Consider the following 15,352-nt stretch of genomic DNA (forward strand, 5'->3'; position numbering starts at 1 on the left):
TGGCGCGCTGCCTTGGCAGGGTCACCGTTACGCAGGATTACATCGTGCGTGTGGGTGTAGGAAAGTTGTTTTTGCGAAGGCTGCGGTGCGGCGCGGAGTGTCAGCGTGGGACATGAGGCCCGTTTTGCTTGCTCAAATCCGTAAAAATCCGGAAGAATACACCATGAAAGCGGAGCGCCGTCGGGCGAGTCTGCGCCTGTGGAGGGGCTCAATGAAACGCGTATTGCCGTTGGCGCTGGTACCGGCTCTTGCCTTGGCTCTGGCCCTGAATCTGGCAGGGTGCGGTCTCGATCCCGCCGAGCAGATGGAGCGCGCGCGCGCCTCCTATGCCGCGCACGACTTCACCCGCGCCCGGCTCGATCTGGTCAGTCTGCTCCAGGAGGAGCCGCAGAACGAGGCGGCCCGCAAGCTTCTCGCCCGCACGCTTCTGGCCATGGGGGATGGGGAGGGCGCGCGTCAGGCGCTCGAACGGATCGCGCCCGGCCAGCGCAGCGCCGATCACGCCGTGCTGCTTGGCGAGGCGGCTCTGCTGCGCGAACGGCCCGATGAGGCGCTGGCCCTGGTGGACGGTGTCGGAGGCAGTGGGGCGCAGTGGGTTCGGGGCATGGCCCATCTGCTCAAGGGCGATCCCGCAAGGGCGCGCAGTGCCTTTGCCCTGGGGCTGGAGGAGGGGCCTGAGAATGCGCGCCTCCTTGCCGATCTTGCGCGGCTCGAATTGAAGGAAGGGCACGTTCGTAAAGCGCGTGACCTTGTCGACCGGGCGCTTACGGTCGATCCTCAGGTCCGCGAGGCGCTGCTCGCCGATGGGCAGGTGGCCACGGCCCAGGGGGATCTGCTGCGCGCGCTCAAGGCCTATTCTGCCGCGCTCGAAGCCTATCCCGGGAACCTGGCCGCGCTGACCGGCAAGGCCGCGATCCTGGGCGATCTGGGTCGGCCCAAGGAGATGGAAACCGTGCTGGCAGCGGTTCCGGAAGGTACAGGCGCGAGCCCGGAGCTTGTCTATCTGCGCGCCCGGCTGGCTGGAGCACAAGGCGATTGGGCGAAGGTGCGCGGGATCTTGCAGTCCAGTTCCGAACTCGTGCGCACGCGCGACGAGGCGGCCATCCTCTATGCCCGCGCATTGGTGGAACTCGGACAGGACGAGCAGGCGCGCGCAGTCTTGCAGCCCGTGCTGACCCGGGCGCCATCCAACGTCGCGGCGCGGCGCGAACTTGCCCGCATCCAGATCGCGCAGAAGGACTTTACCGCCGCGCTGGCAACCTTGGAGCCGCTGGTGGCCAAATCTACGGCATCGGGCAGCGACCGGCGCCTGTATGCTGCGGCGGCGAAAGGGGCCGGGCGGAGCGATGCTGCGCAGGCCGCGCAGAGGGCGCGCGCACCCTCGCCGCAGGCTCTCGCAGCCCAGCTGGCCGAGGCCGACACCGCGATGAAGGCGGGCAACTGGGCCAACGCGAGCGCGCTCTACAAGGGCCTGCTCGCCGTCACCGATGGTACCAATCCGCTTGTTCTCAACAATCTGGCGCTGGCGGAAAGCCGTCTCGGGCGTGAGCAGGAGGGGCTCGCCTTTGCGCTGCGTGCACTGGAGTCCGCACCGGAACATGCCTCGGTGATGGATACGGCGGGGTGGCTTCTGGTGGAGACCGACACCGATCACGCGCGCGGTTTGCGCTTGCTCGAAGCGGCCGCGAAGAAGGCCCCCGGCAACGCCACGATTGCGGGTCATCTGGCGGCCGCCCGCAAGGGAGCCTGATCACGCGACATGTGCCGGATACGAAAAGAGGGCCCGTCTTGCGACGAGCCCTCTTTGTCTGGTCCGGATCTGACCTTCAGGCCATGGCGTAGGCCGGACGCAGGCTGCCGCGGGCGACAACCGCACGTCGGCGGTTGATGGCGAGGCCGATGAGGGCAACGCCAAAGAGCGCCAGCATGCCCGGTTCGGGAACGTCCGAGCCGCCGCTCGTCGAGGAGACGGTGCCCGCGCCGCTGGCCGAGGTGATGCCCGATACGCCGGTGATCGACTGGTAGCGTACGTAGAAGTTGCTCAGCGAGAGTGTGTCGGTGGGGCTCGCGAACGAGAGGGTCAGCGTGCCGTCACCGCTGCCGCCAAGCTCGATGCCGCCGCCGCCGCCGCCCGCACAGCTGCCCGTCGAGGCATCCTTGAAGCAGACGTCGACCGTGCCGATGCCGTTCGGGTAGGTCGAATTCAGCGTCGTGTAGCTGAAGGCGCCCGTGCTCGAGGCTGCGGAGATCGTGGGGTCGGTGTTGAAGGCAAAACCGGAGATGCGCGATCCGGTGACTGGCGCCGAGGTGGTGTTCGAAACATTATAGGCGAACATGTAGTCGTTGCCCGAAATGCCCGTCAGCGTCAGTCGGATCCTGGCGGTGAGGCCATCGATTGTCGAGCCATCGGAGAACCCGTCGTACATGAGGGTGTATTCCGAGCCGACATCGGCATCCGAGAGGGTTATCTCGTCGGCAAGGGCAGGTTGCACCGCCAATCCCGTTACGAGCGCGGCAAGGCCGCATATGCTCTTCTTCATGACTTTCCCCTTTCTCCCGTTCTTCCGCAGAAGAACCGAAAGAGAAGAGGCAAAGATCGTGCCATCTACGGATTTGTTGCGTTAATTAGTTAACGCTCATTCTGTGTTGTAAACATTCCCGACATCATTCCGTCCAGAATCCAAGAGGACGTGTCCTGCAAAGGGCTCTGATGAATACGGGGAGAGGAAAACGTCCCGTATGCGCGTCTGCCAGAATAGTTGACGCGCATACGGAGCGAGTCCGCGAACTGGGGATCAGAAGCGCAGGCTGATCCAGGTTCCGAAGAAGTCGGAATCGCCGTAGCCGGCTTCGCGCAGGGCCGGTCCTGCAAAGACGTGTTCGTAGCGCGCCGTAATGCCCACGCGCGGCGAGATGTTCCACTGCACCTGCAGGCGCGGCATCTCGGCGGTCTTGTGGGACGTCGAGAGCTGCGTGCCTGCGAGCGGACGCGTGTTGGCGCGGTAGATCGCATCGTTGGTTGTCGCGCGCCAGGCGAAGCTGTAATCGGCGAGGATCTTGACCGACTTGACCGGGCTCAGCGCCAGGGTCGGGGCGAGTTCGACCAGGTTGCTCGCGGTCAGGAACAGGTGGTGGCTGAAGGGCGTATTGGCGCCGTGCGGCGAGATCGCGTTGCGCATCTTGCCCGCACCGGGGCCATCCTCGTTGCCGCCGCCGCCGCTGGCGTAGTCGAAGTTGAAGCCGATGCGCGGCGCGCCCTTTTGCGCGCCCAGGGCGACCGTCTGGCTCGTAAAGACCTGCCAGGCGTCAACCGCGCGATCCTCGAAGCTGCCGGACTGGTGGTTGACGGTCCAGTCGATGTTGACCGGGCCGACATCGCCCCAGGCATGGGCGCCGACATAGACACGCTCTTCGCGTCCGACGGTTCCGACCCACGCGGCCTCGCGGCGGCGCAGGCGCCATACGAAGGGATCGAACGAGAGCTTCGATCCGCCAAGCAGATCGCGCGGAAGCTGGGTGCCCACGGTCACGCCGCTGAAGCGGATCTCGTCGTTGATCCGGTCATCGCCGGTGCCCTGGCGGCCATAGGCGGTGGGCTTGAAGTCGAACAGGTCGACTCGAACGTCCCGGCCACGTGCCCACAGGCGCAGGCCGTTCTGGGTGTAGTGGATGGCGTTGTTGTCGCGCTGGCTGACTAGCATCTTCGAGCCATCGTAGAACATCTGACGTCCGTAACGTGCGCCGAGATCAAGGCCGCCGAGCGTGCCGGTAACCTCGACGAAGCTCTGCTCCACGACGAGATCGTTCTCCTGGTAGACCGACGGCGTGCCGATGTTGTGGCCGCTGCTGTCGGCGTGCGAGAGCTCGCCGTAGAGGCGCACGTGTTCGCCCAGGTGGAGGTCGGCGCCGCCGGTCACGCGCAGGATGTCGTGGCGCTGGTGCTCGCCCTTCACAAGGCCCGGGTTGCTGGTGAAGTTGGTGCGCAGGCGCATTTCACCGGCCAGCGTCAGGTAGATGTCGTCGTCGCTGTCGAGGCGGATGTGCTTGAGGCGGTCGAGCGGATCGTCGATTTTGCGAACTTCGCCCGGCGCGCTCCAGTCCTCGGCCCAGCGCGCGGTGGCGTAGGCGTTGGTGACGCGGCCCTCGCCATTGGCCGCAGGCGGGTAGGCCGTGTGCTCAGTGGTGCTCTGGGCAAGGGCCGGGCTCGCGCACAGCGCGCAGCCGAGGGCAACGGCCATAAGTGGCCGGTTGTCGATGGTCATGGATTTCAGCTCTTGTGTGGTGCGACCCGAAGGGCTGTTGAGGGGAAGGGAGGGGCGCTTCGTGCGACGGCTTTGCCGTTCGCCTTGTAGCCCTCCCGCTATGTCAGGTTTGGAATGCGGTCATGTTCGTGGTCTCATTCCGCCGCAGTGATGGCGGCCGCGGCGGCGTCCGGATCGGCCGGGGCGCGGCCGTTCTTGGCGATGGCGGCGCGGAAGGCTGCGGGATCAAGCGACTTTTCCCAGCGCGAGACGACGACGGTGGCCACCGCGTTGCCCACGAAGTTGGTGAGGCTGCGGCACTCGGACATGAAGCGGTCGATACCCAGGATCAGCGCCATGCCAGCAACCGGCACGGAAGGCACGATCGAAAGCGTTGCGGCCAGCGTGATGAACCCGGCGCCGGTGACGCCCGCCGCGCCCTTGGAGGACAGCATGGCAACCGCAAGCAGCAGGATCTGCTGGCCAAGGGTCAGGTCCACGCCGCAGGCCTGTGCGATGAACAGCGCCGCCAGCGTCATGTAGATGTTGGTGCCATCGAGATTGAACGAGTAGCCGGTGGGAACGACGAGGCCGACAATGGTCTTGGGGCAGCCGGCCGCTTCCATCTTCGCGATCAGCGAGGGCAGCGCGCTCTCCGAGGAGGAGGTGCCCAGGACCAGCAGCAGCTCTTCCTTGAGGTAGCGGATGAGCGCGAAGATCGAGAAACCGGCAAAGCGGGCCACCGTGCCCAGCACGACGATCACGAACAGCAGCGACGTGATATAGAACAGCGCGACCAGTTCGGCGAGGTTGGCAAGGCTGCCTACGCCGTACTTGCCGATGGTGAAGGCCATCGCGCCGAACGCACCGATGGGAGCGGTCTTCATCACGATCGAGACAAGGCGGAAGAACACGCTCGACACGTCTTCGAGGATCGCGAGCAGCTTGTCGCCGCGCTCGCCCATGCCCGCCAGCGAAACGCCGAAGAGGATGGCGATGACAAGAACCTGCAGGATGTTGCCCTGGGTCATCGAGGACAGGAACGTGTCCGGGATCATCGAGGTAAGGAAGCCGACGAGCGAGGTCTCGTGCGCCTTTTCGGAATAGGAGGCGACGGCAGCCGCGTCGAGCGAGGACGGGTCGATGTTGAGCCCGTCACCCGGACGCATCACGTTGGCAATGATCATGCCGATGATGAGCGCGAGCGTCGAAAAGGTCAGGAAGTAGGCGAAGGCCTTGGCCGCGACCCGGCCCACCGCGCGCAAGTCGCGCATCGAGGCGATGCCGGTCACGATGGTCAGGAAGATGACCGGGGCGATGACCATCTTCACCAGCTTGATGAAGGCATCGCCAAGCGGCTTGAAGCTTCGCCGGTCTGGGGTGCGAAGTGGCCAAGAGCCACGCCCGCGGCGATGGCCACGATCACCTGGACATAGAGATGCGTGTACCAGCGGCGGCGCGACCCGGCCTGTGGCGTGGTGGGGGAGGGGCTATGCATGGTGTACCTTTTCGTCCTCTCGCAAGCGGGAGACTTCGCCTCCTCGCAACTTGGTGCAAGGAATTGCCCGCTGGGGGGATGCGGGGCCAGCGCAATCGTGCTTGCGTTAAACGGACGCATTTACAGGGGTTTGAGGACGTTTCCAGAATGTTTCTGTGGCGAAAATTGCATGCAATGCCTGCAAATGTGTCGGAAATTGCACATGACGCGCGCGCCGCGTATTGAGGCAAGGATGATTCGGACCAACTCCCTCCTGCCCGTTCTGGGCTGCCTTGTGCTCGCGCTGCTGGTGGGGCTGGGGGCTGGCTATCTTGCCCGCGAGCGCGCTCTCGATGCGCTTCTGGTTTCCGGGGAGGCGGACGCCCGGATACGTCAGGCCCTGATCGAAAGCGAAGTGGCGCGCTATCGGCTTTTGCCGCTCGCGCTTGCCGATGACCGCGACGTGATCGCGGCCGAGCGGGGGGGAGAGCGACGCGGCCGTGGCGGTTCTCAATGGCAAGCTGAAGGATCTTGCCCAGACCACCGGTGCCTCGGCCATCTATGTGGTGAACCGGGCCGGACGCGCGATCGCGGCCAGCAACTGGGACAAGCCCTATAGCTTCGTGGGCTCGAACTACAGCTTCCGCCGGTACATCCGCGAGGCGCAGAATTCGGGGGCAGGGCGGCAGTTCGCGCTGGGCACGGTCAGTCGCAAGCCGGGGCTTTACCTTGCCCAGCGCACGCGCGGGGGCGGTGCGGTCGTGGTCAAGCTCGAGTTCGACTGGATCGAGGACCAGTGGCGTCAGGCCGGAGGGATCACCTTCGTGACCAATCCCATGGGGGTCATCTTCGTGACCAGCCGTCCGGCCTGGCGTTTCGCGGCGACGCGCGAACTCAATGCGCAGGAGCGGGCACAGACCCAGCGCGACAGCGGCGCGAATGCGATCCATCCGCGGCCTTGGGACCAGCGCCGCGATGGCCTGCTCGAGGTGCCGGGGCGGGAGGGGCCTTTCGTCCGCATCGATACGCCCGGAGGAAACGAGGGCTGGCAACTGTTCCTGCTGCTGCCTGCAAAGGGCGCGGTCGCCGGGCAGGCCCGCTTGGTGGGCGTGACCGCAGGGGGCGGGGCTCTGGTGGTGAGCCTGTTCGTACTCTGGCTTCTGCTGCGCAGCCGGCGCCGGCGCGCCCGCACGCTCGAACTGGAAAGCGCGGTTGTCGCGCGCACGGCCCAGTTGCGCGAGGAGATGGAGCAGCGCGCCCAGGTCGAGAGCCGGGCCGCCCAGCTGCGCGAGGAACTCCGGCTCGCCAATCGGCTGGCCACGCTCGGCCAGGTCAGCGCCAGCGTTGCGCATGAGACCGCGCAGCCGGTTTCGGCGATCCGCAATTACGCCGCGAACGCGAAGGTCTTCCTGGAGCGCGGGGACAGCGAGCAGGTGGCCGAGAACCTGGGGGCGATCGATCGGTTGGCCGAGCGTATCGGCGTCGTGACCGCGCAGCTGCGCGGATTTGCCCGCAAGAAGACTGTCGGAGGCACGCAGTGTGCTCTTGGTGAAGTGCTGGAGGGGGCCGAACTGCTCCTGCGTGACCGGCTTGTCGGCGTCGATGCGGTGATCCCCGATCTGTCCGCAGACCTGCTGGTGACGGGGGACAAGGTTCGGGGCGAGCAGATTCTCGTGAACCTCCTGCAAAACGCGCTCGATGCTCTTGGCGGTCATTTAACTCCGAGGGCCGATCCGAGGATTGTCATCGAGGTCGCGGTGGATCGTCCGCGCGGGCAGGTTGCCGTGGTTGTCCGCGACAACGGGCCGGGGATTTCGGACGAGGTGGCCGAGAAGCTCTTCACGCCGTTCGCGACGAGCCGCGAGGAGGGGCTGGGGCTCGGACTTGTCATTGCGCAGGACATCGCCGCCGAATTCGGTGGCTCGCTGCGCTGCATGATGGCGCGCGGCGCCTTGCCCTCGGCGCAAGGGCAGGGCGGCGCGGCCTTTGAATTGATCTTGAGGATTGCCCGATGAGCGAAGCTGCCCCCATCAATCGCATCGCCCTGGTTGAGGACGATGAGGACCTCGCCCGTTCGACAGCTCAACTCCTGAAGCTTGCCGGCTTCGAGGTGACGCTGTTCGACCGCGCGCAATCCGCACTCGACGTGCTCGATGCCGATTGGCCGGGCGTGGTCGTGACCGATGTGCGCATGCCCGGAATATCCGGGATCGACCTGTTTCGCACCGTTCGCGAACGCGATGCCGAGCTTCCGGTCGTGCTCATCACCGGACACGGGGATGTCGATATGGCGGTCGATATGCTCAAGTCCGGGGCCTGGGATTTCCTCACCAAGCCTTTCGATCCCGATGGGCTGGTGACGGTCTGCGCGCGCGCGATACGGGCGCGAGAACTGGCACTGGAGAATCGGCAGCTGCGCGCGCTTGCCGGCGACGAGGCGGCTCCGGTCTTGCTGGGGCAGAGCCCCTCCATCCGGCGTCTGCGTGAAATGATACCAATGCTCGCCAATGCGGACATCGACATTCTCATCGAAGGGGAGACCGGCACGGGCAAGGATCTGCTTGCGCGCCTCATTCACCGCTCGGGCAAGCGTGCGCGGCGGCGGTTCCTGCCGCTGCCCTGTGCCGGAATGGACGAGGCGCTGGTGACGCGGACCTTCGGTCCAGCCAGTGATCCGGCGATTCTCGCAGTGGACCGGGGCACGCTCTATCTCGACGATGTCGACCGTGCGCCGTCGCGGCTCCAGGATCGCCTGATCTCCTTCGTCGAGAAACGCAGTGTGGAATCGGGACCCAACGAGGTTCCGCTCGATTTCCGGATCGTCGCGACAAGCCTTCCGCTCGAGGAGGGCGAGGCGATGCCGGTGCAGCCGGCCCTGTTCTATCGCTTGGCCGCGATGCGGCTGGTGCTGCCACCCTTGCGCGAGCGGCGCGAGGATGTCTCGCTCCTGTTCGCGCGCTTTGCCGCGGCTTGCGCGCAGCGTCTCGGGCGCAATGTGCCGCCCTTGTCCGACGCCGTGCGCACGCGCCTCGCCACGCACGACTGGCCCGGAAACGTGCGCGAACTGCGCAATTTTGCCGAGCTTTTCGTCATGGATCTCGTCGGAGATCCGTCGGGAGAAGAGGCTGGGGGCGATGGTCGTGCGCCGGGCGGTGAACACGCAAGCCTTGCTGAACGGGTCGATGCCTTCGAACGCGGAGAGATCGTCCAGGCAGTGCGCGCCACAGGGGGCGAGATCGGCGCGGCCATCCGCGCACTCGGCCTGCCGCGCAAGACTTTCTATTACAAGGTCGCCAAGCACGGCATCGATCTTCCAAGCCTCAAGAAAGGGGGAGGCTGAAGGAGAGGGGAGCGCTTTGCGTCCTGTAGGTGCGCTTGTGATCGGACCCAAAGGGCGCCTGCGCGTACGCCAGACACTAAAAAAGCCCAACGTTTCCGCTGGGCTTTTTTAGTGGTCGGGGAGAGAGGATTCGAACCTCCGGCCCCTGCCTCCCGAAGACGCTGCACCTCGAAGCGCATGGCGCATTTCAGCCGTTTGTGAATCGCCGCTCCGTGCGATTTCGGGCGAATGTTCTTCTGACGTTCCGCTAGTAGGTTCAGCCCGAACTTACAACCCCTGTCCATCGGCTTTGCTGGGGATAGCGGCATGAGCGGCCTCACCATCCATGATGTGCAGTCCGAGGGTGTCGAACTCACCCTTCAGTCGCTTCGTGCCTACTGGTCCGACCATCAGCATTTCGCTGTCGCCTGGTCCGCCGGAAAGGACAGCACCACGCTGCTCACCATGCTTGTCCACTTCATCGACGTGGGCCTGCTCCCGCAACCAGAATGCCTCTGGGTGTTCTACGCTGATACGCGGCAGGAGCTACCGCCTATCCAGCGGGCGGCCGAGCAAATCATGGCGAAGTTGCGCACTCGGAACTGGATCCGCGTCGTCACCGTGCGCGCACCGCTCGACAAGCGCTTCATGGTCTACATCCTCGGTCGCGGTGTTCCTCCGCCGAACAACAACACGCTTCGCTGGTGCACCCGCCAGATCAAGGTCGAGCCGATGGCCGCCGCGCTCGAGCAGGCGCTCGAGCAGCTGCCCGGCAAGGCCCTGATGCTCACCGGCGTGCGCCAGGGCGAAAGCGCGATCCGAGATGGACGCATTGCCATGTCCTGCTCGAAGGACGGAGCCGAGTGCGGCCAGGGCTGGTATCAACAGGTGCTGCCCGATGAGAAGGGCATCAAGGGCCGCCTCGCGACGCTCGCGCCGCTGCTGCACTGGCGGGTGTGCTGGATCTGGGACTGGCTCAAGATCTACGCCCCCATGCCGGAATTCGGCGGATGGCCGACACAGATCCTGGCCGATGCCTATGGCGGTGACGATGCCACCGAAATTAATGCGCGCACCGGCTGTATTGGATGCCCGCTGGCCCAGAAGGATACCGCGCTTGAAACGATCGTGCGTATCCCTGCGTGGGAGCATCTCGATCCGCTACTTGAGCTAAAGCCGCTCTACCGCTGGATGCGCGAGCCCACCCAGCGCCTTCGCAAGGCAGGTCTCGAACGCCTGAAGAACGGCCAGATCGCCAAGAATCCGCAGCGCATGGGTCCACTCACGCTAGAAGCCCGCGCCGAGGCGCTTGAGCGTATCCTCGACATCCAGATGCGAGCCCGCGTCGAGCTGATCAACGCTGAGGAGGAAGCCCGCATCCGCGAGCTCATCGCCGCGCGTACGTTTCCCGACAAATGGACCGGGGAAGAGCCGCGCGCCGATGTCTGGCTTGATGCGGTCTACGGCGATGGCACCGAGCAACCCATCCTCTTTCGGGAGCTGGTGGGGCAATGACCGGCCAGAACACCAGCAGCGCAGTCATGCAGCAGCGCGTGGAGCCCCACGACAGCCTCGACGACTTCCCGACGCCGCCCTGGGCAACGCGGGCCATCTGCGACAAGCTGGACGGCCTCGGCTTCAACCTCGCTATGTCCGACGTGCGCGAGCCGTGCGCCAACCGCGGGCACATGGTGAAGCCGCTGCGGGAACTGTTCGGTCACGTCATGGCGAGCGACGTGTTCGACTATGGTGCTGCCTTCCCGGTCCGCGACTACCTGTTTGGCCCAGCGGATCACCTCAGCATGACCGACTGGACGTTCATGAACCCGCCGTTCCGTCTGGCCGAGCAGTTCATTGCCCGCGCGTTGGAGCGGAGCCGCGTGGGCGTCGCGGTGCTGGCGCGTTCGTCGTTCCTGGAGGGTGAGGGCCGTCAGCGGCTCTTTGCCTCTCCTGCGCCGTCCTACGTGTTCCAGCACGCCGAGCGCGTGGTGATGCTGCGCGGGCGCCTGGTCCGCGCTGGCGCGCCCGATCCGGCGAACATCGATCCGGCCACCGGCAAGCCTCGGAAGGCAAGCACGGCGACGAGCTATGCCTGGATCGTCTGGATCAAGGGGGAGGAGGACACCCGCTGGCGCCGGATCGAGAAGTGCCGGCTGCGGTTCGAGCGAGAGGGGGATTACCCGGCATGATCGATCAGCTTTTCGCCTATGCCGTGTGGCTGTTCTTCGCGCAGATGCGCTTGGGGGTGATGATTTGGGGGAGGGGGCTGTGAAGCCGATCCGCTGCCTGTTCGGCCACCACACCTGGCGCCTGTCCATCTTGCAGCCCCTCAACCTCGCCCGCGGCGAATACGCAGTCATTTGCGATGGCTGCGGCAAGCATGAGACCAAGAGCGGAGGGAAGGTGCTTCCGGCTCGTCCGCTTGGGAAGGGGCGGTCATGAGAATTGATCCGAAGAAGGTCACCGCACTCGCCAAGCATTTACAGGATGCCTGGAACCGTCAGCCGGACCTTCCTGGCATCGAGTTTACCGAAGAGGAAACGCATGAAGTTGCGGCAGAGCTTTTGAGCCGAGCTGGGGCCGAGGGCTGGGTCTTGGAAAGGTCGCCGTTATGACGGATCGCGCCCACCTCCCGATCATCACCGAATTCATTGAGCTGCTCGCCCAGCGCAGTGATGCCTTCGCCTCGATGGCAGGCGTCGGCGGCATGGAGACGGCAGGGCACCTGATCTCGTACCTCGACGAGAACCCCAAGGACCTGGAGCCTTGGCTGAATGGCGGATTCTCCGAGCTCCCCGACAACTGGATTGAGCGGGGCTCGCTCACACACCACGCGCTCAACGGCAAGATCGTCCACCCGCGCCAAGCTCGCCATGCGCGCATCATCAAATCGTTGAAGGAGCCGCGCTCATGAAGAAGCCAAGCAAACGCGGCCTAGTGTAAATTATTCATTTATAATTGAGTTCCTTGCTCTTTCTCGATCTCCCTTGGCAGTTGCAGCCTTTCGCAGCGCTTCGTCTGCCGCATTTCTCATCATGTCGTGCACACGTCGATATTCTTGTTTTAATTCGGGATCTTTAATATTTTCATCGCCTGGAACTGGTTTCATAGGGTTGAGATTGTAGTTGGGGTGTTGGTTCCGCCGAGTTTCTTCCCATCCCAGTTTAGACGTTTCCCTATCAATGGGGTCGAATTCATTCCATATGTTTTGTTGCCCATTGTCCCAATGTTGCATTGGGTCCATTACATTTTCACCTTCTGCACGCTTTGCCGATTTATGTAGTTCTTTTATCTTATCTTTAAAATGATATACGAATTTTTCAATAATTTCCGGACTTTCTTTGTACTTTTCAATAATTGAAAAATTATTTAACTTTTCTTCTATATTCAATATATTTTCTGAAATATCCTTTATGCGGATATTTATTTTACGATTATTTTCTACAATTTCTTCATTGATTTTGTTGAGTTTATCGAGGTGTTTTGAAATTATTGAATTAGAAATTTCACGTATTTTTTCCTCATCTACCGCGCCGGATTGAGGCTGAGTCTTCGTTCTTGAGCGCAGAACAAAGAATGTGGCTGTGATTATCACGAACCATGTTGTCGGATCGGAAGTTAATTGCGCTGCCTTAGTTTGCAAAAATAGCGACCGTTCGAACAGGTAGTTCCATGATAAGCCTAACAGCACGCACGCAGCTACCAGCGACCAAGGAATGATTCTTTTGGGGTGATCTGGTTTTGTTGCCTCAACGACAAACGGCATGGCGCTGCTGAAAAAAAATAACGTTATGGCGAGTTGATTAGTGTCCATCCGGACGATGTCTATCATCAATAACTTTGATTCGGGAAGCAGCTTTGCTGCCTATCCCAGTTGGTATGTCGGCAAGGGAAAATTGCCGAACTCATTGGCGAGAATGAGCGCTAGTACCTTGAAAAGTGTGGGCTGGGAGTTGCTGCGCGAGCTCGAAGGCGCTTTTTGCACGCAGAGACGCGCGGCTGCTGTTCGTTTTGTACGCCTTGTCAGCCAGCACTATCGTTTGGGCAGACAGTGCTCGAACATTTCATCGCCAGCACGGCCCATACGTGACGTCTCGGCTGCCGCATTTCGAGCAGCGAAACTTCCTCGAGAGAAGGCCCATGTTCCGGCTGATGCCGCGCGCCCCGCACGCGGTGCTGAGATCGAACGATGACAGGCGCGCCTTGTGCCCGCACCGGCACGTTATCTCCAGATCGAAGCCGTTCCGGTTGTAGTCGCTGATCGAATCGAGTCGCTTTGAGCCCATGGCGTAGCTATAGCACTGTCGAGAACGAACGGAGAACGAATGCCCATCGCCCTTGCTGTCGCCTGCATCGCATCTGTGCATGATGCGGATACCGTACGCCTCTGTAACGGTACCCGCGTGCGCCTAATCGGGATCGATGCGCCGGAGGTCAAGGGGGCGCCCAGGTGCAGGCCGGCGCAGCGCAAGCGGCTTGCAGGCTCGCGTAACCCGGCGTGGTGCGACTACGCGAAAGGAGCCAAGGCCCGGGACGCGCTGCGCGCTTACCTCAAAACCGGCCCTGTGCGGATCGAAAGCCGCGGGCACTGCCGTTCCGATTCGGGCAGATGCGAACGAACGCAATCAAGCGGGTCTGGTCACTTCCCTCTAGCTGCGTTCGCCATGTCCTCGCACTGCCCCACGATGTAGATCGTATCTGCAGTGCGCCCGTTGGCTTTGGCGATCTGGCCATCCTGCGCAACATACGCCCCGGCCCAGGCCTTCACCTGCCCAAGCATGTCCAGGCCCTCAGTGTCAGGCACAGGAGCGCTCTCGACACCTTCCGACCAGCCCTTAGGGATTAGCGCGGAGCATGAGGCAGGCGGGGTCGTTACGGTGACTGTCTTGCAGGCAGACAGCGCGCAGCACAGCGTGGCGGACAGCAGCAGGGTCTTGCGCATCTTCGATCTCCTTGGCGGCCTTATCTACGGCCTTATCGATGGTCTCGTCGGTGACGGTCCGGTCCTCCAGTACCTCGATGGCCGCCTCTGCCGCGCGGGCCGTGGCCTGCTCGGCTTCGATCGTCTGTTCAGCTTGGGCCTCTTCGCTATCATCTACCGCGCTGCACCGGGCGAGCATGAAAACTGCCGCCACGAGGATGATTGCGGCCAGCGCAATCCACGCCCAGCGCGGAGCCGATGAGAGGCCGAGGCGGGCAAGAATTTTGAGAATGAATGCCGGAATCATGGGCGGGGTCCTTCTATTTCGACGTGAACCGGATCGCCGGGCCTGCCGGTCGCCTGGTCGCTCAGCTCGATGCCATGCCGGTCAACATCGATCTTCACGCGCCGGCCAAGCGCCCAGCCAAGCGCGGTCATTCCGACCAGCACCTGGATCTCCGCGCAGATCGCGAGCCAGAAGATGAAACCGGGCTCGTTACGGAGCTGGTACATGCTGGCGACGATGATCGCGGTGAACGTGATCGCGCCGCCCCAGATCGCGAGGAAAGCCCACGCCTTCCGCCCGCCTTCGCTGTCAAAGGACGGAAGCCTCACCGCACATACTCTCCGAAGACCCATCGCCCGGGCGCGATCGAGATCCACTCGCGGCGACGCTCCAGGATCGGCACGCTCTGCCCGCGCGAAAGCCCGCCGACGACCGGATATGTCGTGCCCGGTCCGCTCCGCACATTGAGGCTCGAAGCCGTCACCGTGCCGCGCTCCGGCGCGCTGTCGCCGCCGGCCTGACCGAGCACCGCCTTGCGGAACGCGGCCATGTCGAAAGCCGGGCCCGGGTCAAGCTTGCGCGCCGGGGCTATATCGTCGTGCCCCACGATCTCGTTGATGGGATGGTAGGCAGCGATGGCGCGGGCCACCGCCTCGGCCGCCGCGATCTGCGCCGCTGGGTATACCTCCCACTTGCGCACCGGTCCGCTGTTCTTGTGCGCCGCCTCGATGTAGTCGACCGCCTTGCTTGCCGCGGTGGTACCGTCGTCGCGCAGCGGGCCCCAGTTCGCGAGCTCGATCCCGATCGAGTAGCTGTTGAGGTTGGTAAGCCCACCCCACTGCGACTTGCCCGCATGCCAGGCGCGCCGATCCACGCTCACGCACTGGATTACCGTTCCATCCCGGCAGATCACGAAGTGCGCCGAGGCCCCGGCGTTCGGATTGGCCAGCCATGTCGCGGAACCGGATCCCGATCCGCCGGCGGTGTAGTGCATCACCAGCTTGGTCGGCTTGACGCGGTAGGTGCCCGAGACATTCGGACTGGGCACCTGGCGCACAGCTGCCCCGTTCAGCTCCAAGGTTCCATTGCGAATTGTGTAGCTCATGGT

At 63.6% G+C, this 15,352-nt stretch carries 16 protein-coding genes and 1 pseudogene; 8 read left to right on the forward strand and 9 right to left on the reverse strand.

Going from position 1 to position 15,352, the window contains the following annotated elements:
- The first annotated feature begins 211 nt into the window (after positions 1-211).
- Entirely contained in the window at positions 212-1,750 is a 1,539-nt protein-coding gene (locus MBENS4_RS16445) for a tetratricopeptide repeat protein (RefSeq protein ID WP_039392871.1), read from the forward strand.
- A gap of 76 nt (positions 1,751-1,826) precedes the next feature.
- Here the strand turns inward: MBENS4_RS16445 and MBENS4_RS16450 are convergent, their stop codons facing one another.
- The 4 genes and pseudogenes from MBENS4_RS16450 to MBENS4_RS26825 form a co-directional block, all read right to left on the reverse strand.
- The gene (locus tag MBENS4_RS16450; protein ID WP_052322465.1) at positions 1,827-2,540 is read right to left on the reverse strand and encodes a cistern family PEP-CTERM protein; all 714 of its coding nucleotides are present in this window, start codon (positions 2,538-2,540) and stop codon (positions 1,827-1,829) included.
- A 255-nt stretch (positions 2,541-2,795) separates the two neighbouring features.
- On the reverse strand, positions 2,796-4,262 hold the full coding sequence (locus MBENS4_RS16455) for an alginate export family protein (protein ID WP_039392872.1): 1,467 nt from the start codon (positions 4,260-4,262) through the stop codon (positions 2,796-2,798).
- 134 nt (positions 4,263-4,396) lie between these two features.
- Positions 4,397-5,739: pseudogene (locus MBENS4_RS16460) on the reverse strand (dicarboxylate/amino acid:cation symporter).
- Positions 5,740-5,845: 106 nt separating this feature from the next.
- A complete protein-coding gene (locus MBENS4_RS26825) occupies positions 5,846-6,238 on the reverse strand; it encodes a hypothetical protein (protein ID WP_242404986.1) in 393 nt (130 codons plus the stop codon).
- Here MBENS4_RS26825 and MBENS4_RS27625 point away from each other — a divergent pair.
- The 6 genes from MBENS4_RS27625 (at position 6,219) to MBENS4_RS16485 (ending at position 11,951) form a co-directional block, all read left to right on the forward strand.
- Positions 6,219-7,733, forward strand: coding sequence for a sensor histidine kinase (locus tag MBENS4_RS27625; RefSeq protein ID WP_052322466.1), 1,515 nt, complete (start codon positions 6,219-6,221; stop codon positions 7,731-7,733). The two genes, MBENS4_RS26825 and MBENS4_RS27625, sit on opposite strands and share 20 nt — an antisense overlap.
- Complete coding sequence (locus tag MBENS4_RS16470; protein ID WP_039392873.1) at positions 7,730-9,058, forward strand: sigma-54-dependent transcriptional regulator; 1,329 nt, start codon at positions 7,730-7,732, stop codon at positions 9,056-9,058. The genes MBENS4_RS27625 and MBENS4_RS16470 overlap by 4 nt, the downstream gene beginning before the upstream one ends.
- A 306-nt stretch (positions 9,059-9,364) precedes the next feature.
- The gene (locus MBENS4_RS16475) at positions 9,365-10,552 is read left to right on the forward strand and encodes a phosphoadenosine phosphosulfate reductase domain-containing protein (protein WP_039392874.1); all 1,188 of its coding nucleotides are present in this window, start codon (positions 9,365-9,367) and stop codon (positions 10,550-10,552) included.
- Positions 10,549-11,226, forward strand: a complete 678-nt coding sequence (locus tag MBENS4_RS16480) for a hypothetical protein (RefSeq protein WP_039392875.1) — start codon at positions 10,549-10,551, stop codon at positions 11,224-11,226. Before MBENS4_RS16475 ends, MBENS4_RS16480 begins: the two co-directional genes overlap by 4 nt.
- A 249-nt stretch (positions 11,227-11,475) precedes the next feature.
- Positions 11,476-11,652 carry a hypothetical protein gene (locus tag MBENS4_RS25885; protein ID WP_159108083.1) on the forward strand — a complete coding sequence of 59 codons (177 nt, stop codon included), beginning with the start codon at positions 11,476-11,478 and terminating at the stop codon, positions 11,650-11,652.
- Entirely contained in the window at positions 11,649-11,951 is a 303-nt protein-coding gene (locus tag MBENS4_RS16485) for a hypothetical protein (RefSeq protein ID WP_039392876.1), read from the forward strand. Before MBENS4_RS25885 ends, MBENS4_RS16485 begins: the two co-directional genes overlap by 4 nt.
- Before the next feature lie 30 nt (positions 11,952-11,981).
- Here the strand turns inward: MBENS4_RS16485 and MBENS4_RS25465 are convergent, their stop codons facing one another.
- Positions 11,982-12,851, reverse strand: a complete 870-nt coding sequence (locus MBENS4_RS25465; RefSeq protein ID WP_144400972.1) for a hypothetical protein — start codon at positions 12,849-12,851, stop codon at positions 11,982-11,984.
- A gap of 7 nt (positions 12,852-12,858) precedes the next feature.
- Here MBENS4_RS25465 and MBENS4_RS25470 point away from each other — a divergent pair, with 7 nt between their 5' ends.
- On the forward strand, positions 12,859-13,230 hold the full coding sequence (locus MBENS4_RS25470) for a hypothetical protein (RefSeq protein WP_144400973.1): 372 nt from the start codon (positions 12,859-12,861) through the stop codon (positions 13,228-13,230).
- A 446-nt stretch (positions 13,231-13,676) separates the two neighbouring features.
- Here MBENS4_RS25470 and MBENS4_RS25890 read toward each other — a convergent pair whose 3' ends face one another.
- Genes MBENS4_RS25890 through MBENS4_RS16500 form a run of 4 tightly spaced genes read right to left on the reverse strand, consistent with a single transcriptional unit; the run spans position 13,677 to position 15,349 of the window.
- The gene (locus MBENS4_RS25890) at positions 13,677-13,841 is read right to left on the reverse strand and encodes a hypothetical protein (protein WP_159108084.1); all 165 of its coding nucleotides are present in this window, start codon (positions 13,839-13,841) and stop codon (positions 13,677-13,679) included.
- A gap of 31 nt (positions 13,842-13,872) precedes the next feature.
- Entirely contained in the window at positions 13,873-14,265 is a 393-nt protein-coding gene (locus MBENS4_RS16490; protein WP_039392877.1) for a hypothetical protein, read from the reverse strand.
- On the reverse strand, positions 14,262-14,573 hold the full coding sequence (locus MBENS4_RS16495; protein ID WP_039392878.1) for a hypothetical protein: 312 nt from the start codon (positions 14,571-14,573) through the stop codon (positions 14,262-14,264). The genes MBENS4_RS16490 and MBENS4_RS16495 overlap by 4 nt, the downstream gene beginning before the upstream one ends.
- Positions 14,570-15,349 (reverse strand): N-acetylmuramoyl-L-alanine amidase, encoded by a 780-nt coding sequence (locus MBENS4_RS16500; RefSeq protein ID WP_052322467.1) that lies wholly within the window; start codon positions 15,347-15,349, stop codon positions 14,570-14,572. Before MBENS4_RS16500 ends, MBENS4_RS16495 begins: the two co-directional genes overlap by 4 nt.
- Positions 15,350-15,352: the final 3 nt, after the last annotated feature.

The sequence above is a fragment of the Novosphingobium sp. MBES04 genome (assembly GCF_000813185.1).
Lineage (GTDB): Bacteria > Pseudomonadota > Alphaproteobacteria > Sphingomonadales > Sphingomonadaceae > Novosphingobium > Novosphingobium decolorationis.